20 protein-coding genes and 1 pseudogene are annotated in these 21,256 nt (G+C 68.5%); 14 read left to right on the top strand and 7 right to left on the bottom strand.

Annotated features, from left to right (window positions below):
• The first annotated feature begins 73 nt into the window (after positions 1-73).
• The gene (locus tag AC0VYP_RS00950; RefSeq protein WP_285761673.1) at positions 74-283 is read left to right on the top strand and encodes a hypothetical protein; all 210 of its coding nucleotides are present in this window, start codon (positions 74-76) and stop codon (positions 281-283) included.
• Positions 284-307: 24 nt separating this feature from the next.
• Here AC0VYP_RS00950 and AC0VYP_RS00945 read toward each other — a convergent pair whose 3' ends face one another.
• The 3 genes from AC0VYP_RS00945 to AC0VYP_RS00935 form a co-directional block, all read right to left on the bottom strand.
• Positions 308-478, bottom strand: a complete 171-nt coding sequence (locus tag AC0VYP_RS00945) for a hypothetical protein (RefSeq protein ID WP_285761674.1) — start codon at positions 476-478, stop codon at positions 308-310.
• A 203-nt stretch (positions 479-681) separates the two neighbouring features.
• A complete protein-coding gene (locus AC0VYP_RS00940; protein ID WP_475472090.1) occupies positions 682-1,005 on the bottom strand; it encodes a hypothetical protein in 324 nt (107 codons plus the stop codon).
• Between the two features lie 112 nt (positions 1,006-1,117).
• Entirely contained in the window at positions 1,118-1,855 is a 738-nt protein-coding gene (locus AC0VYP_RS00935) for a L,D-transpeptidase (protein ID WP_285761675.1), read from the bottom strand.
• Between the two features lie 290 nt (positions 1,856-2,145).
• Here AC0VYP_RS00935 and AC0VYP_RS00930 point away from each other — a divergent pair, with 290 nt between their 5' ends.
• From AC0VYP_RS00930 to AC0VYP_RS00900, 7 genes and pseudogenes are all read left to right on the top strand, one after another.
• Positions 2,146-2,847 carry a response regulator transcription factor gene (locus tag AC0VYP_RS00930; RefSeq protein WP_475472089.1) on the top strand — a complete coding sequence of 234 codons (702 nt, stop codon included), beginning with the start codon at positions 2,146-2,148 and terminating at the stop codon, positions 2,845-2,847.
• A pseudogene (locus AC0VYP_RS00925) lies at positions 2,840-4,291 on the top strand (HAMP domain-containing protein); the annotation flags it as partial. The gene AC0VYP_RS00930 and the pseudogene AC0VYP_RS00925, both read left to right, overlap by 8 nt.
• A gap of 42 nt (positions 4,292-4,333) precedes the next feature.
• Positions 4,334-4,804: a sensor histidine kinase gene (locus AC0VYP_RS00920; RefSeq protein WP_475474134.1), complete on the top strand. Its 471-nt coding sequence runs from the start codon at positions 4,334-4,336 to the stop codon at positions 4,802-4,804.
• Between the two features lie 500 nt (positions 4,805-5,304).
• Positions 5,305-7,815, top strand: a complete 2,511-nt coding sequence (locus tag AC0VYP_RS00915) for a sensor histidine kinase (RefSeq protein WP_475472088.1) — start codon at positions 5,305-5,307, stop codon at positions 7,813-7,815.
• The gene (locus tag AC0VYP_RS00910; RefSeq protein ID WP_475472087.1) at positions 7,812-8,249 is read left to right on the top strand and encodes a roadblock/LC7 domain-containing protein; all 438 of its coding nucleotides are present in this window, start codon (positions 7,812-7,814) and stop codon (positions 8,247-8,249) included. The genes AC0VYP_RS00915 and AC0VYP_RS00910 overlap by 4 nt, the downstream gene beginning before the upstream one ends.
• An 11-nt stretch (positions 8,250-8,260) precedes the next feature.
• Positions 8,261-8,635 (top strand): DUF742 domain-containing protein, encoded by a 375-nt coding sequence (locus AC0VYP_RS00905; RefSeq protein WP_285761278.1) that lies wholly within the window; start codon positions 8,261-8,263, stop codon positions 8,633-8,635.
• Positions 8,616-9,215 (top strand): GTP-binding protein, encoded by a 600-nt coding sequence (locus AC0VYP_RS00900; RefSeq protein ID WP_285761279.1) that lies wholly within the window; start codon positions 8,616-8,618, stop codon positions 9,213-9,215. Before AC0VYP_RS00905 ends, AC0VYP_RS00900 begins: the two co-directional genes overlap by 20 nt.
• Before the next feature lie 361 nt (positions 9,216-9,576).
• Here AC0VYP_RS00900 and AC0VYP_RS00895 read toward each other — a convergent pair whose 3' ends face one another.
• Complete coding sequence (locus AC0VYP_RS00895; RefSeq protein WP_475472086.1) at positions 9,577-11,463, bottom strand: DUF7927 domain-containing protein; 1,887 nt, start codon at positions 11,461-11,463, stop codon at positions 9,577-9,579.
• Between the two features lie 445 nt (positions 11,464-11,908).
• Here AC0VYP_RS00895 and AC0VYP_RS00890 point away from each other — a divergent pair, with 445 nt between their 5' ends.
• Genes AC0VYP_RS00890 through AC0VYP_RS00880 form a run of 3 tightly spaced genes read left to right on the top strand, consistent with a single transcriptional unit; the run spans position 11,909 to position 13,802 of the window.
• A complete protein-coding gene (locus AC0VYP_RS00890) occupies positions 11,909-12,571 on the top strand; it encodes a hypothetical protein (RefSeq protein WP_285761281.1) in 663 nt (220 codons plus the stop codon).
• Positions 12,568-13,179 (top strand): hypothetical protein, encoded by a 612-nt coding sequence (locus AC0VYP_RS00885; protein ID WP_475472085.1) that lies wholly within the window; start codon positions 12,568-12,570, stop codon positions 13,177-13,179. Before AC0VYP_RS00890 ends, AC0VYP_RS00885 begins: the two co-directional genes overlap by 4 nt.
• Positions 13,179-13,802: a hypothetical protein gene (locus tag AC0VYP_RS00880; RefSeq protein ID WP_475472084.1), complete on the top strand. Its 624-nt coding sequence runs from the start codon at positions 13,179-13,181 to the stop codon at positions 13,800-13,802. The genes AC0VYP_RS00885 and AC0VYP_RS00880 overlap by 1 nt, the downstream gene beginning before the upstream one ends.
• 11 nt (positions 13,803-13,813) lie before the next feature.
• On the opposite strand, the gene AC0VYP_RS00875 is transcribed toward AC0VYP_RS00880, so the two are convergent.
• The 3 genes from AC0VYP_RS00875 to AC0VYP_RS00865 are packed head-to-tail and all read right to left on the bottom strand — an operon-like array spanning position 13,814 to position 16,423.
• The gene (locus AC0VYP_RS00875) at positions 13,814-14,869 is read right to left on the bottom strand and encodes an LLM class flavin-dependent oxidoreductase (protein WP_285761284.1); all 1,056 of its coding nucleotides are present in this window, start codon (positions 14,867-14,869) and stop codon (positions 13,814-13,816) included.
• 47 nt (positions 14,870-14,916) lie between these two features.
• Positions 14,917-15,915 (bottom strand): glutathione S-transferase family protein, encoded by a 999-nt coding sequence (locus AC0VYP_RS00870; RefSeq protein ID WP_475472083.1) that lies wholly within the window; start codon positions 15,913-15,915, stop codon positions 14,917-14,919.
• Positions 15,887-16,423: a MarR family winged helix-turn-helix transcriptional regulator gene (locus AC0VYP_RS00865; protein ID WP_285761286.1), complete on the bottom strand. Its 537-nt coding sequence runs from the start codon at positions 16,421-16,423 to the stop codon at positions 15,887-15,889. Before AC0VYP_RS00865 ends, AC0VYP_RS00870 begins: the two co-directional genes overlap by 29 nt.
• A 227-nt stretch (positions 16,424-16,650) precedes the next feature.
• On the opposite strand from AC0VYP_RS00865, the gene AC0VYP_RS00860 reads away from it, so the two are divergent.
• The 3 genes from AC0VYP_RS00860 to AC0VYP_RS00850 all read left to right on the top strand — a co-directional run bounded on the left by AC0VYP_RS00860 (position 16,651) and on the right by AC0VYP_RS00850 (position 21,164).
• The gene (locus AC0VYP_RS00860) at positions 16,651-17,217 is read left to right on the top strand and encodes a DUF4383 domain-containing protein (RefSeq protein ID WP_285761287.1); all 567 of its coding nucleotides are present in this window, start codon (positions 16,651-16,653) and stop codon (positions 17,215-17,217) included.
• A gap of 3 nt (positions 17,218-17,220) precedes the next feature.
• Positions 17,221-18,747, top strand: a complete 1,527-nt coding sequence (locus AC0VYP_RS00855) for an SDR family oxidoreductase (RefSeq protein WP_475472082.1) — start codon at positions 17,221-17,223, stop codon at positions 18,745-18,747.
• 299 nt (positions 18,748-19,046) lie between these two features.
• On the top strand, positions 19,047-21,164 hold the full coding sequence (locus AC0VYP_RS00850) for an MMPL family transporter (RefSeq protein ID WP_475474132.1): 2,118 nt from the start codon (positions 19,047-19,049) through the stop codon (positions 21,162-21,164).
• Positions 21,165-21,256: the final 92 nt, after the last annotated feature.

The raw sequence follows: 21,256 nt of genomic DNA, 5'->3' as shown, positions 1-21,256 counted from the left end.
GCTTTTGCCGATCAGTGCGGCACGGGTTCTTCTTGCCGGCAGGAATCATGCGATGGGAAACAGGTTCGTTAGCGTGCGCGACAAGACAAAGCAGTCCGCGGTGATGTTGTTGGCGGTCGGTCTCGCCTGGTTGGTGATCGGCGTGATGCGGCTGTCCGAGGCCAACTGGATGACGTGGCTGTCGTTCGCGGTTTCCGCGATCTTCGTCTTCCTGGGCGTCACGCAGTGGATCAAGCACCGCAATCACGCCGGCTCGCCCGATCCCGAACAGCCCGCGCCGTAGGCCGGGGGCGCGGCGGCGACGCCCTCACCGAGGACGCGGGTCGTTCGCCGCCGGGACGACCTCGCCGCGTTCGCCCTCCGGCTCGGCCGGGACCACCAGGAGCGCGGAGACGAGTGGGAGAACCCGGGCCTCCACCGTTGCCTCGAAGCGCTCGCCTGATGGATCGGAAGCGCCGACGGCTGGGTACGACAACACCCGTCGGGCACTTCCTCCTGAGGGGGACCGGACCTTCTTCTCCAACGCCCTCAGCGGCCACCGTCTGCGAATGACCCGCCGTTGCGACCGGCACACCGGTCGGCCTCTCGGCCAACCATCCCCGCTCACACGACAGGGAACCGCGGGTCGGGCGGCTAGGAGGCCCGCCCGACCCACGGTCGGCAACTCTGTTCGGTTCGGGGTCAGCCGGTGTAGGTGGGGACGTCTTCGACGGGGGTGGCCGGGGTAGGCCGCTCCGACTCAACCGGGGTAGGCCGCTCCGACTCAGCCGGGGTAGGCTCCTCCGGCTCGGCCGGGGTAGGCCGCTCCGACTCAACCGGGGTAGGCCGCTCCGACTCAACCGGGGTAGGCTCCTCCGACTCAACCGGGGTAGGCTCCTCCGACTCGGCCACCGGACGGGGGGCGGAGTCCTCCGCGAGAGCGGTTCCGAGTGCGCCGAACCCCAGCATGCCGCCGCACAGGGCGACGATCGCTGCGCCGTTGACCAACGTCAACTTGAGTGTCATGTGTCCTTGTCCTTTGTGCTTCTGTGTTGGGTGGAGGGGACGGGGTTCAGACCCCGCCCCGGCGTCCTGGAAGGTATGTGGAGCGTGTCGCGCGGACCGGGCCGCGGCGCGCTCAGCTGATGACGACCGGGGTCCCCAGTCCGAGGTTCTCCGCGATCCAGGTGATGTCGGCATTGGTCACCCGTACACACCCGTGGCTGGCAGGTCCGCCGAGCGCGTCGTCCTCGTTGGTGCCGTGGACGGCGAGTTGGCCGGGACCGCCGGCGAAGGACTCCAGTGTCGGGGAGAAACCGCTCAGCCCGTAGGCGTAGGCGCCGTAGGGGGTGTCGTCGGTGGGCGGCTTGATGAGCTCGGTGAAGTAGTAGGTCCCGGGCGGGGTGGGCGTCTCCTCCTCTCCGGAGGCGATGTCGCCCTCCCGCATCACCTCGTCGCCCTGGTAGACGGTGAAGCGGTGCTCGTCGAGGTCAACCTCCAGACGCTGGTCTGTCCGGACGAGCTCGACGTCGGCGGCCTTCACCCACCCGGTGCTGCCGTTGGGCCGCACCGGCAGGAGCACGTTCAACCAGTCCCCATCGGTGGCTCCGACCAGGAACGTGAGCGGCGCCCCGTACTCGTTGGGGCTGGCCATCGTGGTGACTTCACCGCCCCCCTTCTCCGTGTGGACATCGATGCCGTCTCCGGTCACGGTGGCGATCTCGACGGAGAGTTCCTCACCCTGCCGCGCGGACTCCTCGACGGGGGCGGCCTCGGACTGCGCGCCGCAGGCGGCGAGGGTGAGCGCCAGGAGCAGTCCCGCGACGGTTCGCACGGCCGCGGCTCCTGCGGAACGCGGGAAGCGGTTGGTGGGCATGGGGGTCCAATCTGGTCGGCGACCACAGCGGTCGAGCGGGTGCCACTGCCGCTACAGCCGTGTCGCACAAGGCTCGACGGCCGGCGGGACCAATTTCGGTTCTACTGCCGGGAGGGTTTCCTCCGGCCCGCTGGAAGCTTCACCGATGAATGTGAAGAACCCGCGAGGAAAGCGTGCGCAACCCGTGCGTTCGCGCCCGACGCCGGTTATCCGCACGTTTGGGAACATACGATCGGTTTCGCGCTCGGCCTTCCCCCGGCGCGGTCCCGGAAAGCGGAAAGGGAAAACGCGTGTGCGCACACGTGCTGGTGGCCGAGGACGACACCATGCAGGCGGAGGTGATCCGGCGCTACCTGGAGCACGACGGCCACGCGGTGCTGGTGGTGCACGACGGCCACGCCGCGATCGCGGCGGCCCGCCGACACCGTCCGGACCTCATGGTCCTGGACGTGATGATGCCGGGGAGCGACGGCCTGGAGGTCTGCCGGATCCTGCGCGCGGAGTCCGACGTCGCGGTCCTGATGCTGACCGCGCGCTCGACCCAGGACGACCTGCTCGCCGGGCTCGACCTGGGCGCCGACGACTACATGACCAAGCCCTACAATCCGCGGGAGCTGATGGCACGGGTGCGGACACTGCTGCGTCGGGTGCGGCGCACCCAGCGCCCCGAGGACCGCACGCTTCGGGTCGGCGCCGTGACCGTGGACCCGGTGCGTCACCTGGTAGAGGTCGCGGGGAGCCGGGTGGGCTGCACGCCGGTGGAGTTCCAGCTGCTGGAGGCGCTGTGCGCGGAGCCCGGGCGGGTGTTCACCCGGGCCCAGCTGCTGGAGCGCGTGCACGGGGCGGCGCTCTACATCACCGAACGCAGCGTCAACGCACACATCAAGAACCTGCGCCGAAAGATCGAACCCGTGCCGCGACGGCCGGTGCGCCTGCTGACCGTCTACGGGGTCGGCTACAAACTGGTGGACCCGGAGTCCGGACATGCGTAGACGCCGGCCCCGTACGCGAACGCCCGGTCCCCGCCCCCACAACCGGCTCTCCGTCCGGCTGATGGGCGGCTTCGTACTGGTGGCGGTCTCCTCGGTGACCGCCACCGCGTGGGTCGCCGTCCAGGGCACGTCGGGGGCGATCCTCACCGAGCAGGGCCAGACCCTGGCCGATGACACCCGCATCTACGACGAGCTGCTGGGGTACGCGGCAACGCATTCGGACTGGGCGGACTCCGGCGGACTCGTGTCGGAACTGGCGGACGACACCGGGCGCCGCATCACGCTGACCACGCAGGAGCGACGGACCATCGCCGACTCCGCAGTGGAGGGGACTCCTCTCCGGGGGCGGGTGTCCTCGGTGCTCGATCCGCTGGCGGTCAACGCGGCCCTGGTCGCGGAGGCGTCGCCCATCGACTCCCGCGCGGTGGGGCCGTTCGCCCTGACCGACGAGGAGAGGGCGGAGAAACTGGAGCTGGCCGAGGCCATCGTCAACTGCCTCACACTGTTGGGCGTCGAGTCGCGGGTGGTCGTCAACCCCAGCGGGCGTCCCGGCGTGGACACCCGGTCCACGTCGCTGAGCGGTATTCGGCGGACCGTTGCGGAGGCGGCGGAGCGTCCGCCGCCGGGCCACTGCGTCGAGGCGCTTCCGGTGGCCTCACCCCTCCCCGTGGTACCCGTACCGGAGGAGCCGACGGAATTCGACGAAGATCTCCTGGTCCAGGGGTTCCCGATGAACGACGGCCTGGCCGAACTGGCCTTACCCACCACAACGGAACGCGACGCCCTGGAGGAGTTGAATGCGCTGTTCTCCGAGTGCGTCGGAGCGGAGGCGCGAACCCCGGCCCTGGACCTGGCCGATGCCCTGCCGTTGCTGGAACCGTCCGACGCCGGGAGCAGCGACCACCCGTCCGATCCGTGCGTGGAGTCGGCTCGGCGCGAACTGCTGGGCCCGTTCACCGCACCGGCCGCGCTGCTGTTCATCAGTGACCCGGTCGAGGAGGAATCCTCGGGGCTGGCCCTGTCCCGGGAGGGGATGACGCGGATCGTCGGACTCGTGGCGGTCGTCCTCGCCCTGGCGGTAGGGGCGAGCATCATGCTGTCCTCCCGTCTCACCCGGCCGTTGCGCATCCTGACCGACGCGGTGCAGCGCGTGGGCTCCGGCGAAGGGGCAACCGGTGTCAGCGTGTCCGATCGCGGGGAGATCGGACAGTTGGCGGAGGCGTTCAACAACATGTCGCATCGGTTGGCCCGGTTGGAACGCCAGCGCAAGGACATGATCAGCGACATCTCACACGAACTGCGCACACCGCTGGCCAACATCCGTTCCTGGCTGGAGGCGGCGCAGGACGGGTTGGCCGACCTCGACCACGCGCGCAGGGCCACCCTCATCGGTGAGGCCCTGCTGCTGCAACGTCTCATCGACGACCTCCAGGATCTGGCGCAGGCCGATGCCGGGAAACTGCGGCTCTATCCGGAACCCGTTGACATGAGCGAGATCGTCGCCCAGGTGGTCGCGGGACACCGCAGGGGAGCCGAGAGCGGCTCGGTGAACCTGGCCGGCACCCACAGCGGCGACGTCACCGTCTCCGCCGACCCGTCCAGGATGCGTCAGGCACTGGGCAACCTGGTCTCCAACGCGTTGCGCCACACACCTCCGGGCGGCCGGGTCACCGTGCGCGCCTTCCGGGTGCACCGCGAGGTCGTGGTCGAGGTCGAGGACACTGGAGAGGGGATCGCCTCCGACCATCTCCCTCTGCTGTTCGACCGGTTCTGGCGGGCCGACAAGTCACGCAGCCGCCGGACCGGTGGTAGCGGCCTGGGGCTGGCGATCGTGCGCCAGATCGTGGAGCTGCACGGCGGCCGGGCCACGGCCGCGAGCACTCCCGGCGAGGGAAGCGTGTTCACCCTTGCCCTGCCTGCCGACACCCCGGAACCGGTGGACACCGATGCACGGTAGCGGGCCGGGGCGGTACCGCTGTTTGAGGGGGTTTCCGGTTGGGCCCTGAGCGTGTCGTCACGTATTCCGGAAGTGGTTATCAATCCGCTTCGACTTCACCTCCCCAAATCAGCCCTTTGAGTGACTATTGAAAAACTCTCTGTACTCGTTGCAGGTCGATAGCCAAATTACGCACGGCGGCGCCGAGTGGGACTGCCGGACCCCAGAAGGAACAAAGCACACTTAACCCGCCATTGAATGACTTTCCGCTCTGCCCATTGGCCCGTCGAGGACGCTTCTGCTAAGGACGACACGGGCGCAGCACCGGACCCATATTCCAGCGGATACCGAAATCGGCTACGCCACACCGGGTCGGTGGTCTTTACTCAAGGTAGCGACCCGATGACGAACCCCCGACAGTCGCGGGACCGGCATCGGTCGCAGCCGCCCTACCGCGGCGCGCCGCAGACCGCCCCCGCGACGCGGCGCGCCCGGCGATCCAAGGTCTGGAGGAAAGCGCAGTGCCGTCAGCACGCACGCGACGGAACCAGTCGATCAGGTCCCGCCTTCGCAGAATCGTCCTCGCGCCCACGGCAGCCCTCGTCGTCCTGTGGTTGATCGTCAGTTGCTACCTCGGCTACAACGCCGCTTTGCAGTACGCGGTGAGTCGGGGCAGCTACGAGATCCTGGTTCCGGCCGCGCATGCGCTCGTGGCGGTGATGGACGAGCGCTCGGCGACCATCGCCTACATCGAGGCCCCCGCGGAGACCGGGGACGACCTGAACCGCGCCCGCGAGACCTCCGACGCCTTCATGACCGACGTTCTCGGCAAATTCGAAGGGGTGCTGCCGCTGTCACCGGAACCGGTCCAGCAACGCATCACCGACCTGGACGAGCAGTTCGGGGCCATCTCGGACCTGCGTCTTCGCGTTGACGACGGCCAGGCGTCCCGGGCCGAGGTCCTGGAGTTCTACAACGGCCTGATCACGTCGGGGGCCGACCTCTTCGACGAGCAGTCCCGCTCCGTGCCGGCTGCCGCGGCCGTGGGCCCGGCGATCACGGCGACCTACACCTTCCGCGCACTCGACCTGTTCGCCCAGGCCGACGCGCAACTGTCGCAGGCATTCGCCACCGGCGAGCTGAGCCGCGAGGACCAGCAGGAGTTCATCCGGCTCTACGGCGCCTACCGCGAACAGGTGCAGACGGTGGAGAAGTACCTCTCCCCCGAGCACGAGGCCGCGGTCTCGGACATGTGGGAGGACCCCGATTACGTCCGCCTCACCGAACTCGCGAACGTGATCGCCTCCCGCGAGGTCACTTCCACGACCGACCCGTTCACCGGTGCGTCGGACGAGGACCTGTCCATGCCGGTGGGCGAACAGGAGTGGCGCGGCGCCTACGCGCCTGTCATGCGCGACTACACCGAGGTGGGCACCGACGAGGCGATCGCGTCGGCAGGCATCCAGGAGGGGTTCGCCAACCAGTCGGTGCTGGTGGCCGTGCTGGGCAGCCTGGGAGTGGCCGCGGCAACCGTTCTTGCGCTGATGATCTCCACGCGGTCCTCCCAGCAGTTGGTCGGCCGGTTGAGCGATCTTCGCGAAGGCACGCAGGAGTTGGCCGACCGGCGCCTGCCCGCCCTCATCGACCGCCTCGGCCGCAACGAACCCGTCAACCTCCACACCGAAGTCCCCGACCTCGACGTCGCCAACGACGAAATCGGCGAAGTCGCCCAATCCTTCAACGCCGCCCAACGCACCGCCGTCCAAGCCGCCATCCAACAAGCCCAACTCCGCGAAGGCGTCAACCGCGTCTTCCTCAACATCGCCCACCGCAGCCAAACCCTCGTCCACCGCCAACTCCGCCTCCTCGACAAACTCGAACGCGAACAAGAAGACCCCGACCAACTCACCGACCTCTTCAAACTCGACCACCTCGCCACCCGCTCCCGCCGCAACGCCGAAAACCTCCTCATCCTCGGCGGCCAAAGCCCCGGACGCACCTGGCACCACCCCATGCCCCTCATGGACGTCCTGCGCGGCGCCATCTCCGAATCCGGCGACTACACCCGCGTCAAACGCCAACAAATCGCCCGCGTCAACCTCACCAGCACCGCCGTCGCCGACGTCATCCACCTCGTCGCCGAACTCGTCAACAACGCCACCACCTTCTCCCCACCCCACACCCACGTCCACCTCAAAAGCGAACAGGTCCCCAACGGCGTCACCATCGAAATCGAAGACCGCGGCCTGGGCATGAAACCCGACGAATTCACCACCGCCAACCACCTCCTCACCACACCCCCCGAATTCGACGTCATGCGCCTCAACGACAAAATGCGCCTCGGCCTCTTCGTCGTCTCCCACCTCGCCCAACGCCACAACATCAAAGTCCGCCTCCGCGCCTCCCCCTACGGCGGCGTCCAAGCAATCGTCCTCCTCCCCACCACACTCATCACCGGTATCGAGCAGGAGCAGACGAAGCGATCGGGTGGTCGCCTCCGTCTCACGAGCGCCCCGGCGGCTGCGAAGTCCGAGAACGATCGGGAGGCGCCGCGGCTTACCGCGGCGCCGGTGGTGAACAAACGTCCCGTGAACGGCGACGTCCTCAGCCGTGTCCCGGTACAGGAGCGGCCTCCGGCCGCCAACGGCCGTCCCAGGGGCGCCCACGCGTCCCACGAGCCGGAGCGGCTGCCCCGCCGTGAACCGGGAAACAACAACGCCCCCGTCAAGTCGGGCGCGCTCCCGACCGGACCCCGTCCGGTGCCCGCTGTACCGCCCGTTTACACAAGAACTCCGGACGGGCGGCGCGAACTCCCCAGACGTGTCCCCCAGGCCAATCTGGCCCCGCAGCTCTACGAGGCGCCCGAGGACGCCAAGGGACCGACCGCGGAGAACGACGCGGAACGCTGCCAGCGGGTCCGCCGCACGATGTCGGCGTTGCAGCAGGGCACCCGACGCGGTCGCCTCGCCGGACAACAACAACGCACCAACGACACCGAGCACCACACCGACAAGGACTCCAACACACCGTGACGAACAACGCCCCCCGGGACCTGGACTGGCTCCTCGACGAACTCGTCGAACGCGCCGTCGGTGCCAAATGCGCGATCGTACTCTCCGCGGACGGCCTCCTCATCGGCAAATCCACCGAACTCACCACCGAAGACGCCGAACACCTCTCCGCCGTCGCCTCCGCCTTCCAAAGCCTCGCCCGCGGCACCGGCCGCCAATTCAACGGCGGCGCCGTACGCCAAACCGTCGTCGAAATGGACCACGCCTACCTCTTCGTCACCGCAGCAGGCGAAGGCGCCTGCCTCGCCCTCATCGCCGAAGAACAATCCGACGTCGGCCTCATCGCCTACGAAATGAACGTCCTCGTCAACCAAGTCGGCCGCTCACTCGACTCCGCCCCCCGCCAGCCGCCCGGGAAGAAGGATCTCCCGGTGTCAACGAACAGCACCCGGTAGCGGTGTCGCGCATGCCCGATGAGAGCTCTTCGAACGCGAAACCCAACGAAACCGGGTCCCCGGTCAGGCCCTACATTCTGACTTGGGGACGACAGAACTGTGACGTGGTCCGGCTGGACATGATCAGCGTGGTCATCGCGGCCCGCTCAGATGTTGACGAGACGGCGTTGGAACCCGAACAACTCGCCATACTGAGACTCTGCGGTCGTCCTCTGTCGGTGGCGGAAGTCTCGGCGCACGTGGACATTCCCGTGGCCGTGGTCAAGGTGTTGATCAGTGATCTGATCGGCCGGGGCCACGTCCTCGCCCGCGCCCCCTACACCAGCCAGAGCCCGGTCGGCCGGGACATACTTCAGGCGGTACTCGATGGCATTCGCAGACTCTGACGGACCGCCTGACGAGCCGTTGATCCCCCAGGCGGTCAAGATCCTGATCGCCGGGGGCTTCGGCGCGGGCAAGACGACGCTGGTCGGCTCGGTCAGCGAGATCACCCCGCTCAGCACCGAGGAGATCATGACCGAGGCCAGCCTCGGACTGGACGCGTTGGACGGGGTGGAGGCCAAACGGACCACGACGGTGGCCCTGGACTTCGGCCGGATCACCATCAACCCCGAACTCGTCCTCTACCTCTTCGGCACCCCCGGCCAGCAACGCTTCTGGTTCATGTGGGACGAACTCGCCACCGGCTCCCTGGGCGCCGTGGTCCTGGCCGACACCCGCCGCCTGGACACCTGCTTCTCGGCCGTGGACTTCTTCGAGCGCCGCGGCATCCCCTTCGTCGTCGCCGTCAACTGCTTCGACGACGACAAAGCCGACTCCTACGACCCGGAGGAGGTCGCCCGAGCCCTCGGCACCTCGCCTTCCGTGCCGATCATCATGTGCGACGCACGCCGGCGCCAGTCCAGCAAACAGGTGCTGATCATGCTCATCAGGCAGGTCGAGGCACTGTTGTCGATCGTTTCCTGACCGGCGACCGTCGGCACGGATCCGAAACGGCGTTCTCGGGCACGCCGTTTGACCAGCCTCGATAGAAAAAACCCAACCACAAATTGGCTTGGCATGATTTTCTGGTTGGATTTACTTGGTTACTTGTGGCTTATCGGGCTATCTTGGACACGAATTCGGCGATGGACCTGACCCCGGGCAGCGCACCGTCCTCCTCCCCTCCCGGCCGTGCGCGCTGGCCCGCCGCTCAGGTTCCCTGGCACTCGTCGAATGCGCCGAGTCGGGCCCATCGGGCAAAAGTGCAGGACCCGCTCCCTCCCGCGGGTTCTTCCCTGACTCGGCAGCGCGCCCGTCCGACAATCCCGCGGACGGGCGCGCTTCTTCATTCCCGGGCCGTCACGGCCCGCGAATCCGGCGGTGGACCGGAGCAGTCGCACGGCGCGGTCACCAGGGTGACGGCTTCGCATTCCCCGTCGCACTTGCCGTTCTTGGCGCTGACCCCACCGTCGAGCCGCCCGTCTCCGGTTGCCCGGTCGTTGACCGTAACGCTGTAGGTGACGGTCACCTTCTCCCCCGGAGCGATATCGCCGTCCCACGTGAGCGTGTCGCCACGAACCCTGACGTAGCCGCTGCTGGTCGCGGCATCGCCGTTGTAGACGGCATCGTCGAGAATTCCGGTCAGGTCGTCGGTGACCACCTGGTTGACCCCGGCGACCTGACCGGTGTTGGCGATGGTGATCGTGTAGGTGACCGTGCCGCCCGGCGCCACCTTCGCGGTGTCCGCGGTCTTGCCGACCGTCAGTTGCGGGGGCGGGGACGGCGGACCCACTGGAGTATCGGTAGAGCAGTCCATGTCGCGGCTGCCGCGCACGCAGTTGGACCGATCGGCGACCACCGTGTTGGACAGCACGCCGTCTCCGGTGGCACGGCTGCGGGCGGTCACACTGTAGGTGAGGGTGACGCTTTGACCGTGGGCGATGTCCCCGGTCCAGCTCAAGGTCCTCGCGGTACCCCCGACTGTTCCGCTGCTCGCCTTGGCGTCGCCGTTGTAGACGGCATCGTCGAGGACTTCGGCCAGGTCGTCGGTGATCTGTTGACCGGTGGCAGCGGCCCCGCTGTCGTTGACCACGGTGATCGTGTAGCCGAGCGTCCGCCCCGCCTGGACGGTCTCGCTCGTGGCGGTCTTGGTGATCTGCAGTAACGGCTGCGGCGGGGTGACCGTGGTGGTCGCGGCGCATTCTTGCGTGTCCGCGCCGGAGGAGCAGTTGGATCCGACGCTGGTAACGCTCCCGTTGAGCAGCGCGTCCCCCGATACCGGGATGTTCACCGTCACCGAATAGGTCACGGTCGTGCTCTCACCGGGGCCCAGCGTTCCCGACCAGATCAGGTCGGTTCCCGTACGGACGATCGTTCCGGCCGCAGCCTTGGCGTCACCGGCGAACGTGGCGTCGTCCAGGACACCGGCCAGATCGTCGGTGACGGCGGCAACACGCTCACGAGGTCCGGTGTTGGTGATCTCCAGCGTGTAGCCGACCCGGCCGCGAACCTTCGCTTCCACGGTGTCCACGGTCTTGACGACCCGGATCGGGGATCCGAAGGCGAAGTCAACGTCGTCAACTGCTCCACTCCCGGTGAAATCCACCCTGGTGATGTGCTGGGCGGCGGCGAATGCCGGGCCCACGGCATCCCGATCGGTCGTCGTCGTTTCCGCCTTCGGGCACAGACCGGTCGCGGATCGGTACTCCCCTGCGCACAGCGCCGACGCCGTGGCGACTCCGGTGCCGCGTCCTCCTGCTGCCGCCCAACTCTGCTGGGCTCTGCGCCCCTGTTCGCTGGGGGCGGCCACGCGCACCCAGTACGTCCGTCCCGTCATGTCCCCGCTGAGGAGAAATCCGTAGTAGCCGTCGGCACCGGTGGTGGCGGTGGCGACCGGGGTCTCGCCGGCACCGGCGTAGAGTTCCACTCCGACCCCTTCCCAGCCGGGGTCCCCGGAGGTCTCTCCGTCGAAGGCGCGGTCCTCATAAACCGTTCCGGTGATACTGCTGATGGCGTGGCAGCCGGAACGAGTGGTGTTGACCCGGGCGGAGCCACCGATCGCGTGGTCGGCGTCATAACGGGCGGCGTCGCAGGCGCCGGCCGCTTCCTTGGGCGAGAGCACGGCGGTTTCCCGGGCGAGTGCGGAGCCGGCCTTACCGACCAGTGCGGGTGGCGCACCGAGCGCAAGCAGGACCGCGAGAGCGATATGCGGCCAGCGGACACGGTGCGGCATTCAATCCCCCTTCGGTTGCTGTCATGAAAGCGACCCGGCGAGCGAAACGGAAGCGCGCCACTTGGCGGAACGGGGGAAAATAAAATTGGAGTACTTATGGGACTGTGCGGACTCAACCGGAGGTATGCCACTCATCGGTGGTTCCGGCCCGCGCCCGTACGAGCCTGCTCCGGACGCGCGGCCGGGGCCACCAACCGCCAGGTGAACGGGCCCCTCATCCCGACGGAAGCGGCGTCGGGGGTGCCCGGATCGATACCGCGACCGGTCGCTCGGCCAGTCGGCGCCTGACGGAACCGCAGCCCCCGGCCCAATGGCCCCCTCCTGCTCCGCGGCACCGCGAAGGCGACCATTTGGTGTGTCCGGTTCCCCGCCTCATCTGAGTAGGAATGCGCATATCGCGTTCCCCCGAGCGGTGCCAGACTCTCGGCAGAACGTGGAGGTGATCGTGAGCCAGGCATGGAGCGCCCGCATGGCGGGGCTGGTCGCGGGTGCGGTCACAGTGCTGCTGTTCACCGGGGAGTCGGTCGTGCTGAAGCTGCGGGCAGCCGGGGACGATGCGGTCGTCGCCGGGGTCCCCGCCGACTGCGGGCTCGTACCCGACACCGTTGTGACCGCACTGGTGGAGCACGCCGAGGCCGAACTGGTGGCCCACACCGTGTTCGAGCGCTACCAGGGGCTGGAGTGCCGCTGGCGCAGCACCTCCCTCAGTGGCCAGGAAAGCACCAATCCCACCCTGTGGCTGCACGTCGAGGTGTTTCACCGCGGGAACGCGCTGGACTCCGAGGAGACCGCGCAGCGGTCCTTCCACCGGGAAGGCGGCACCGGCGGTGGAATCCTCTCCCCGATGCAGCTGGCCCTGTTCCCGACCGATTCCGCAGCGCGCTCGGAACCGCGCCCCGACCTCGGCGACGTCGGCGTTTCCTATCAGGGGCTGCACTGGGACGGTACCGAATGGGACCAGGTTCTTTCGACGACGGCCGCGCGCCAGGACAATGTCGTCGTCCGCGCGGCTCTGCGGCACTGGATTCCCAGCGGGGAAGAAGCCGACCCCGAACTGATGGGCCGGACCGCCGACGTGGTGGCCGAGGCGTTGGATCGGCTGCGATGAGGACGCTCTGTCGGCACGGGGTCTGGTGGGCGCTGTGTCTGTTGTTGGTGACGGCCGTGGCCGCCTCTGCGGCGCTGCTGGGTTCGCCTCCGTGGCAGCGTGTGCTGTCCGGCCAGTACCAGCAGCCTTGGCGTGACTGTGGTGACCTGCTGGAACTCAGGGGCGCCGGCCTGGCGGGGATCGGTATCGACACCGCATCCGGTTCGACGGACGCCACGGAATCCGATGTGGCGCCCGACCGTGCCGTCTGCGTATGGGGCGGATCAGGTGTCGGTGGAAGCGCGACGGTGGTGACCGTGGAGGCACAGCGCTACGGTGCGTCCCTGCGCGGAACCGGTCCGGCCGGTGCCCGACGCGCGTGGGCGGGACGCACCGCCGAGACGGCGGGGGCCGAGGTCGTCAACGCGATGTCCGCGGCCCCCTCCTCCCTGGTGTCCGGCCGGTCCGGGACGGCTCCGGCGACTGTCCTGCGCGTTTCCTCCAACGTGCTGGTCGAGGTGACCGTCCGGAAAGGTCCCGAGGGCGCGCCGTCCGACATCGCGGCCCTGGGCATCGGGCAGCACGTGGTGGAGCGGCTCCGCGCCAGGGAACGAGAGAAGGGTGCCTGATGGCGAACGCCCATGAGCCGGATCGGTGGAGAGCGCACGTCCACGGCTTCGCCGTGTTCTTCCTCGTCGGTCTGCTGTCGGCGGGAAGTGCCTCCCTTCTGCTCCTTGTCAACGACGAGGAACCGACCGCCGTGGAGATTCCCGCGGCCGGCCCCTACTCGGCCTCGACCGCCTGTGACCTGCTCGATCCCGCACTGTCCGAGGAGTTCCTGGCCGAGGGCGAGCCCATGGGGGAATCCGCGCGGGAATGCCGTTGGGTCGTCCCCGCCGCCGAGAACGACGTACAGGAACCGGACGCGTGGATCGCCCTGGGTTTCACCGCGACATCGGAGGCGGAGGCCGAGGAGGAGTTCGCCGACACCGTGCGCTCAGGGCAGTCCGACAATCCGCCGGACCGGGTCCCCGAACACCGGACCGGCGCCGAAACCGGCCTGGGCCCGGACGTGGACGAGGCATTGGTGCAGGCCGGCACGGTCGAACCGGACGCGGTCGTGCTCGAACTGCGCGCGGCCAACGTGACCGTCAGGGTCAACGTCGTCGACAAGGGCTCCACTGACCGGGGCCAGCTGGAGGAGCTGTCGTTCGCGCTGGCCGAGGCGGCGGTGGCCCGGCTGGAGCGGTGAGACGACGGCGCTCAGGACGCCTCGCGGGCAGCGATCTCCTTGCGGACGACCGGGGCGACCTCGGTACCCAGCAGTTCGATGCCTTTGAGCATCTCCTTCTGCGGCATTGCGCCGAACCCGAACTGGATCAGTTGGCGTTGGTGCCCCAGCAGTTCGTGCTGGTAAAGCAGCTTGTCAACAATCTCCTGCGGACTTCCCACGAGCAGAGCGCCACCGAGGGTGCTCTGGGCGTCGTAGCTTGCGCGCGACGTGTGGAAACCGTGTCCCCTGCGGTGAAAGTTCTCCTGCATCCCCTGGTCGAAATAGGGGTGGGAGAGGTCGCGCGCCCCCTGGCTGGTGGCGCCGACGAAGCCGGGCGAGTTCACGCTGACCGGAAGTGCGGACGGATCGTGTCCCGCCTCGCCCGCCGCCTGTCGGTACAGCTGGACGAAAGGCGCGAACCGTGCCAGTTCTCCGCCGATGACGGCGAGTGCGAGCGGTAGCCCGCGTACCGCCGCGCGCACCACCGAGGCGGGGGTACCGCCGACGGCGACCCAGACGGGCAGACGCTGCTGCACGGGGCGCGGCGCGACATCGGCGCCGCGCAGCGATGGGCGCGTACGCCCGGACCAGGTGACGGGGTTGTGTTCGCGCAGCTCCAGCAGCAGGTCCAGTTTCTCCGCGAACAACTCCGAGTACTGCTCCAGGTCGTAACCGAACAGGGGGAAGGACTCGGTGTAGGAACCCCGGCCGGCGATGATCTCCGCGCGGCCCCCTGAGATCAGGTCCAGTGTCGCGTACTGCTGGAACACGCGTACGGGGTCCTCGGAGCTGAGCACTGTCACGGCGCTGCTCAATCGGATGTCGCGGGTGCGCTCGGCCATAGCCGCCAGGACCACAGCGGGGGCCGAGACCGCGAAGTCGGAGCGGTGGTGCTCTCCCAGCGCGAACACGTCCAACCCGACCTCGTCGGCGAGGGCCGCCTGCTCGATCAGGTCCCGGATACGGGTCCGGGCGGTGGCGACCTCCCCTGTCGCAGGGTCGGAGGTGATCTCACCGAAGGTGTAGATACCGAGCTGGAACGCCATGTCTCTCCTACGTGAACCGCTGGTCGGATGGGGGAACGACTCCCGGTTCAGAACTGGGCCGGGGCGGTTTCGGACTCCGGCGGCGGGCCGGGCGGGGTTCCGTGTCCGAAGGGCGTCCCTTTCAGGGCCTCACGGCCGTGGGGAGCGGCCCACCCCGAGAGGTCGGGGCCGGCCGGGACGATGCGCGAGGGGTTGATCTGCTCGTGGACCACGTAGTAATGCCGTTTGATGTGGTCGAAATCGATCGTGTCGCCGATCCCGGGCGTCTGGAAGAGGTCACGGGCGTAGGCCCACAGGACCGGCATCTCGGTGAGCTTGTTGCGGTTGCACTTGAAGTGCCCGTGGTAGACCGCGTCGAAGCGGACCAGCGTGACGAACAGGCTGATGTCGGCGACGGTGATGCTGTCGCCGACGAGGTAGCGCCGGTTCTCCAGGCGTTCCGACAGTGCGTCGAGGCGGTCGAAGAGCGCGGCGTGGGCACGCTCGTAGGTGTCCTGTTTACGGGTGAAACCGCAAACGTAGACGCCGTTGTTGACGTCGCGGAAGATGTCGTCGGCGAGGGCGTCGATCTCGGTGCGCGACTCGCTCGGGTAGAGGTCGGGGGCGCCGTCGCGGTGCAGGGACGTCCATTCGGTGGCGAGGTCCACGGGGATACGGGGGTAGTCGTTGGTGACGAGCTCGCCGCTGGGGACGTTGACGACGGCCGGGACGCTCACCCCGCCGGTGTACCCGGGCTCCCGGGCGAGGTAGGCCTCGGAGAGGTAGCGGATGCCGAGCACGGGATCGCGCCCGTCCGGGTCGAGGGTGAAGCGCCAGCCCTTGTCGTCCTGAATCGGGTCAACGACCGCGAGGGAGATCGCGTCTTCCAGACCGAGGAGGCGGCGGGCGATGAGCGCCCGGTTGGCCCAGGGGCACGCGCGACTCGCGACGAGGCGGTACCGTCCCGACTCTACCGGCCATCCTTCGCCACCGTCGGCGGTGATGCGGTCGGTGAAGTGGTTGGGGGATCGCTTGAACTCAGGCGTCAACTGATCGTTCGCGCTCATCGGGTTGCCTTTCGTCGTCGAGGGCTCCGGGGCGAGTGGGTGCGCAGCGTCCCGATGCCGGGCGGGCGTCGGGAAGGGCGATGCGGGTCGTGAACCGGTCCACGACCGCGAGTTCCTCGTCGGGAAGGAAGTCGGTGAAGTGGCGCCGCACACCGGCCAGATGGATAGGTGCCGCGCGCGTCAGCAGGGCCTTGCCCTCCGGGGTGAGCCGCGCCAGCACCGAACGCCGGTCGCTGGGCGAGGGCTCGCGGACCACGAGGCCGGCCGCCTCCATCCGGTCCACCAGTCGGGTGACCCCGCCCGTGGTGTAGAGGACAGCCGCGGAAAGGGCACTCATCCGGAGTTCGCGGTCAGGGGCCTCGCCGAGCTTGAGCAGGACGTCGTACTGGGCCAACGAGATCCCGACGGTCTCTTTGAGTTCGCGCTCCAGTTCGGCCATCACCCGGCTGTGCGCGGACAGGAAGTGCCGCCATACGCGCAGCCGTTCGGTGTCGGGACGCTCGCGCACCGTTTCCCCCCTCCAATGTCTGCACCTACAGTATCTTCCTTGTCAACCAATAGGAGGGTCGCGCCGGGGCCGCGCCGGCTGCACCGATCGCAGAAAAGGCAGGCGGGACCGGGGAGGCATCACCGTGGAATCCACCGGGCAACAGCACTGGACAGTCGATCTTTGAGAGTTCTGACCAGGGGTAATAGGAGGGGGCAGGCCAAAAAACCGCGGCCCGGAGGAGCGCCATGAAACTGAACGAGAACCGGCCGGTGGACCACCGGCTCAGCAACGTCTACCGGTTCGGCTCGGGACTGACCGGAGCGGTGCTGATCATCTTCGGAATCCTGGGGCTGTTCAACCAACTGGCCTTCTTCGACACCACGGGACAGGTCATCGCCGGCCTGTCAACCAACGGTGCGCTCAGCGTCATCTCGGTGTCCATCGGATCGCTGCTGGTGGGTGGCGCGGCCATCGGGGGAACGTTCGCCTCCACGCTCAACACCGTCATCGGAATCGGCTTCATCATCAGCGGGATGGTCAACCTGGCGGTCATGGACACCTCGTTCAACCTGCTGGCCTTCCGGATCCCGAACGTCATCTTCAGCTTCGTGGTCGGGCTGATGGTGATGACGTTCGGGATGTACGGCCGCTTCACCGGCGGCCTCCCCGACGACAATCCGTTCTGGCGTGCCCGTCATGCGCAAAAGGAGAAGGCCGAGAAGGAGAAGGGACCCGAGGAGAAGCGCGGACCGGGAACGTCTCCGCGCGTGGTCCCACCGCGCCCCGCCCCCCAGAGCCGGACGAGGCGATAACCCGTGCGAGTGCTGGTGACCGGGGCGACCGGCTACATCGGTGGACGCCTGGTCCCGGAACTGTTGGAGGCCGGCCACGAGGTCCGCTGCCTGGCACGCTCACCGGAGCGGCTGCGGGACCACCCCTGGCGTGCGGACGTCGAGGTCGTCCAGGGCGACGTGCTGGAACGCACGAGCCTGGACGCCGCTCTCGACGGCGTAGACGTCGCCTACTACCTGGTGCACGCGATGGGCGGCGGCCCGAGCTTCGCCCAACTGGACCGGGAGAGCGCCCAGACCTTCGCCGACGCCGCTTGCTCCGCGGGGGTCGAACGCATCGTGTACCTGGGGGGCCTGACCCCACAGGGCGAGCGGCTCTCGCCGCACCTGCGCTCACGCGCCCAGGTGGGAGAGATCTTCCTGGCCGCCTCCGTGCCCGCAGTGGTCCTCCAGGCGGCGATCATCCTGGGCTCGGGGTCGGCGTCGTTCGAGATGCTGCGCTACCTGACCGAGCGGCTACCGGTGATGACCACACCGCGCTGGGTGTCCAACCGGATCCAGCCGATCGCGGTGCGCGACGTGCTGCGGCTGCTGGTGAAGTCCGCGAGCCTGCCCGAGGACGTGAACCGCGCCTTCGACATCGGTGGCCACGACGTCTTCACCTACACGGAGATGATTCAGCGGTTCGCTCGGGTGGCATCGATCCCCAAGCGAATGATCATCCCGCTCCCCGTGCTGTCTCCGGGACTGTCCAGTCTGTGGGTGGGCACCATCACCCCGGTCCCCAGTTCAATCGCGCGACCATTGGTGGAATCGCTGCGCCACGAGGTCGTGTGCCGCGAGGACGACCTCGCGGACCTGCTCGACGACCACGAGCGGCTGAGCTTCGACGAGGCGGTACGGCTGGCGCTGGCCCGGATCCGCGAGGCCCGGGTGGCGACCCGGTGGTCGTCGGCAGCCTGGCCCACCGCACCGTCGGATCCGCTTCCCACCGACCCCGACTGGGCCGGCGGATCACTGTACGAGGACAAACGGGAACGCGTCGTGGCCGCTTCACGCGACACGCTGTGGCGGGTGATCGAAGGGATCGGCGGTGACAACGGCTGGTACTCGTGGCCGCTGGCCTGGGCGGCACGCGGGTGGCTGGACCGGCTCAGCGGCGGAGTGGGTCTGCGCAGGGGCCGCCGCGACCCCACCCGGCTGCGCAACGGGGAATCCTTGGACTTCTGGCGGGTCGAGGCGATCGAACGGGGCTCACTGCTTCGGCTGCGCGCGGAGATGCGGCTACCCGGCCTCGCGTGGTTCGAACTGCGCGCGGCCGAGCGGGACGGTGCCACCGTGTACTCGCAGCGAGCGCTGTTCCACCCGCGCGGGCTGGGCGGGCACCTCTACTGGTGGGGCGTGACACCGTTCCACGGGATCATCTTCGGATCGATGGCACGCAACATCGCCGCCAAGGCCGAGCACGAGGAGAACGTCCGAAAGGAGTCCGCGCGGACAGGGGACGGGAAGCCCGGACAGCAGCGAGGGACGCCCGCCATCCAAAAGTGACCGGCATCACTCGATGAATATCCGTTTTCTGGCAATCCGCGGTGAAGTGCGGCTCCGAACTACGTTCGGTTTATCCCTCCTTCGATCAGGAGCCCCACGGTCATGATGTCCCTCCCCTCCATCCCCGTGCCGCACCCGCACTCCGGAGAGACCCGGTGAGCGAAACATCGACGCGTCAGCCCGCCGACACCCCCGTGCCCGGGCAGCGCCCCCGCACGGGTCGCCGACGCACCTGGTACGGGATCGCGATTGTGCTGGCCCTCGTCTGGATCTTCGGCGCAGGCCCGCTGGGCGCGTTCATGGGCAAGTTGTCGGAGGTCCAGAGCAACGACAACGCGACGTTCCTGCCCATCGGAGCCGAGTCCACCGAGGTCCAGAAGATCGAAGAGGACTTCGCGCAGAGCGAGCGCATCCCCGCGATCATCGTCTACTCGGCCGACTCCGCCCTGTCCCCCGGGCAACTGGCGGAGATCTCCGATGACGTCTCGGCCATCAAGGACGCGCCCTACTCCGGTGGGGAGGCGATCGGCCCTCTGCCCGGCACCGAGAACGACTCGATCGCCCAGGTGATCGTTCCCCTCGCCGCAGGAAGCGACGTCAAGGAGTCCACGGAGGCCCTGCGCGAGCTGCTGGCCGACCGGACGATCGACGGAGTGGACGTCTACGTCACCGGGCCCGCCGGTTTCGTGGCCGACCTGACGGCGGCGTTCGCCGGAATCGACGGCACGCTGCTCGCCGTGGCACTCGGCGCGGTCCTGGTCATCCTGTTCGTGGTCTACCGGTCACCGCTGCTACCGATCGTCGTGATCATGGCGTCGTTGCTGGCCCTGGTGCTCGCGGCGGCCGTCGTGTACGCGGCGGCCTCGGCCGACCTGCTCCAGCTCAACGGCCAGAGCCAGGGAATCCTGTTCATCCTCGTGGTGGGCGCCTGCACCGACTACGCGCTGCTGCTGGTGGCGCGCTACCGCGAGGCCCTCTACGAGCACTCCTCGCCGGTGGACGCGATCCGCACGGCGCTGCGCGGCACCGTGGAACCCATCCTGGCCTCCGGCGGAACCGTCATCCTGGGTGTGCTCTGCCTGCTCGCCAGCGACCTCGCCTCCAACCGCAGCCTGGGCCCCGTAGCGGCCCTGGGCATCGGCGCGGCGCTCATCTCGGCGCTGACATTCCTGCCCGCGGTCCTCCTGCTGCTGGGGCGGGCCGCATTCTGGCCGTCCCGCCCCAAATTCGAGGGGGTGGAGGGCACCGACGAACCGGAAAGCACCGAGACGATGCTGCGCCGGCACCGGCTGTGGGGATCCGTCGCCTCGGCCGTCGGACGTCGCCCCCGCTCCTACTGGCTGGCGACAATGGCCGTTCTGGTGATCGCCGCGGCGTTCGTCCCGCAGTTCCGCGCATCGGGAACCTCCGAGACCGACATCTTCCGCACCGAGGTGGACTCGGTGCTGGGCCAGGAGGTGCTGGAGCGCGGTTTCGGCAACGAGGCGACCGCCCAACCGGCGGTCATCGTGGCCGCCGCTGACCGGGTCAACGACGTGGTGTCGGCCGCCGAAGAGGTGCCCGGCATCGTCCGCGTCACACCGGTGACCGACGGGGGTGGCGAGGGCCCGCCCCCGGGCGTGGTCGAAGGCGAGGGCCCGCCCCCGGGCGTGTCCGGGGGAGAAGGCCCTCAAGGCCCGCCTGTCGGAGCTCCGGTCGAGCCGATGGTCGTGGACGATCGGGTGCTGCTCCAGGCGACACTGGGCGAGTCCGCCGAATCCACTGCGGCGATCGAGATCGTGCGCGACCTGCGCACTGCTGTGGGCGGCGTCAACGGCGCCGACGCCATGGTGGGCGGCCCGACCGCAGTGAACCTCGACACCCTGGACACTTCCTCGCGCGACCTGCGTGTGGTGGTCCCCCTGGTACTGGTGGTCGTGCTTCTGGTGCTGTGCCTGTTGCTCCGCTCGATCGTGGCACCGGTACTGCTGACCCTCACCACGGTGGTGTCCTTCGGATCGGCGCTGGGGGTGGGCGCGCTCGTCTTCAACCACGTGCTGGGGCTGCCCGGCGCCGACCCGGTGGTACCGCTGTTCGCGTTCGTCTTCCTTGTGGCACTGGGGATCGACTACAACATCTTCTTGATGACCCGGGTCCGCGAGGAGTCGATCCGTTTCGGCCACCGGGAGGGCGTGCTGCGGGGGCTGACCGTGACCGGTGGGGTGATCACCTCAGCGGGCGTGGTGCTGGCCGCGACCTTCGCCGCACTGGCGGTGATCCCCGTTCTGTTCCTGCTCCAGTTGGCGTTCCTGGTGGCGTTCGGGGTGCTGTTGGACGCATTGATCGTGCGTTCCCTGCTCGTCCCGGCCCTGAGTCTGGACGTGGGACGTGCCATGTGGTGGCCCAGCAAGCTGGGGCGGTCGCCGACGAAGTCCTGACCACGGTGCACGCGTCCCGGCGGGGGTTTCGGCCCCGCCGGGACGCGTCATCATCCGCACCCGAGGGCGGGCCGGGTGGCCGCCGTGCGGGC

Source organism: Nocardiopsis sp. iso_186, from assembly GCF_056173365.1.
This window is presented reverse-complemented; position numbering and strand designations above follow the sequence as displayed.

What these genes read in the sequence shown, in the direction of transcription:
- AC0VYP_RS00940 (WP_475472090.1), bottom strand. Translation starts at nt 1,005, where the DNA reads ATGACACTCAAGTTGACGTTGGTCAACGGCGCAGCGATCGTCGCCCTG.
- AC0VYP_RS00850 (WP_475474132.1), top strand. Translation starts at nt 19,047, where the DNA reads ATGGGCAAGTTGTCGGAGGTCCAGAGCAACGACAACGCGACGTTCCTG.
- AC0VYP_RS00895 (WP_475472086.1), bottom strand. Translation starts at nt 11,463, where the DNA reads ATGCCGCACCGTGTCCGCTGGCCGCATATCGCTCTCGCGGTCCTGCTT.
- AC0VYP_RS00905 (WP_285761278.1), top strand. Translation starts at nt 8,261, where the DNA reads ATGCCCGATGAGAGCTCTTCGAACGCGAAACCCAACGAAACCGGGTCC.
- AC0VYP_RS00860 (WP_285761287.1), top strand. Translation starts at nt 16,651, where the DNA reads ATGAAACTGAACGAGAACCGGCCGGTGGACCACCGGCTCAGCAACGTC.
- AC0VYP_RS00900 (WP_285761279.1), top strand. Translation starts at nt 8,616, where the DNA reads ATGGCATTCGCAGACTCTGACGGACCGCCTGACGAGCCGTTGATCCCC.
- AC0VYP_RS00880 (WP_475472084.1), top strand. Translation starts at nt 13,179, where the DNA reads ATGGCGAACGCCCATGAGCCGGATCGGTGGAGAGCGCACGTCCACGGC.
- AC0VYP_RS00935 (WP_285761675.1), bottom strand. Translation starts at nt 1,855, where the DNA reads ATGCCCACCAACCGCTTCCCGCGTTCCGCAGGAGCCGCGGCCGTGCGA.
- AC0VYP_RS00870 (WP_475472083.1), bottom strand. Translation starts at nt 15,915, where the DNA reads ATGAGCGCGAACGATCAGTTGACGCCTGAGTTCAAGCGATCCCCCAAC.
- AC0VYP_RS00885 (WP_475472085.1), top strand. Translation starts at nt 12,568, where the DNA reads ATGAGGACGCTCTGTCGGCACGGGGTCTGGTGGGCGCTGTGTCTGTTG.
- AC0VYP_RS00920 (WP_475474134.1), top strand. Translation starts at nt 4,334, where the DNA reads ATGAGCGAGATCGTCGCCCAGGTGGTCGCGGGACACCGCAGGGGAGCC.
- AC0VYP_RS00875 (WP_285761284.1), bottom strand. Translation starts at nt 14,869, where the DNA reads ATGGCGTTCCAGCTCGGTATCTACACCTTCGGTGAGATCACCTCCGAC.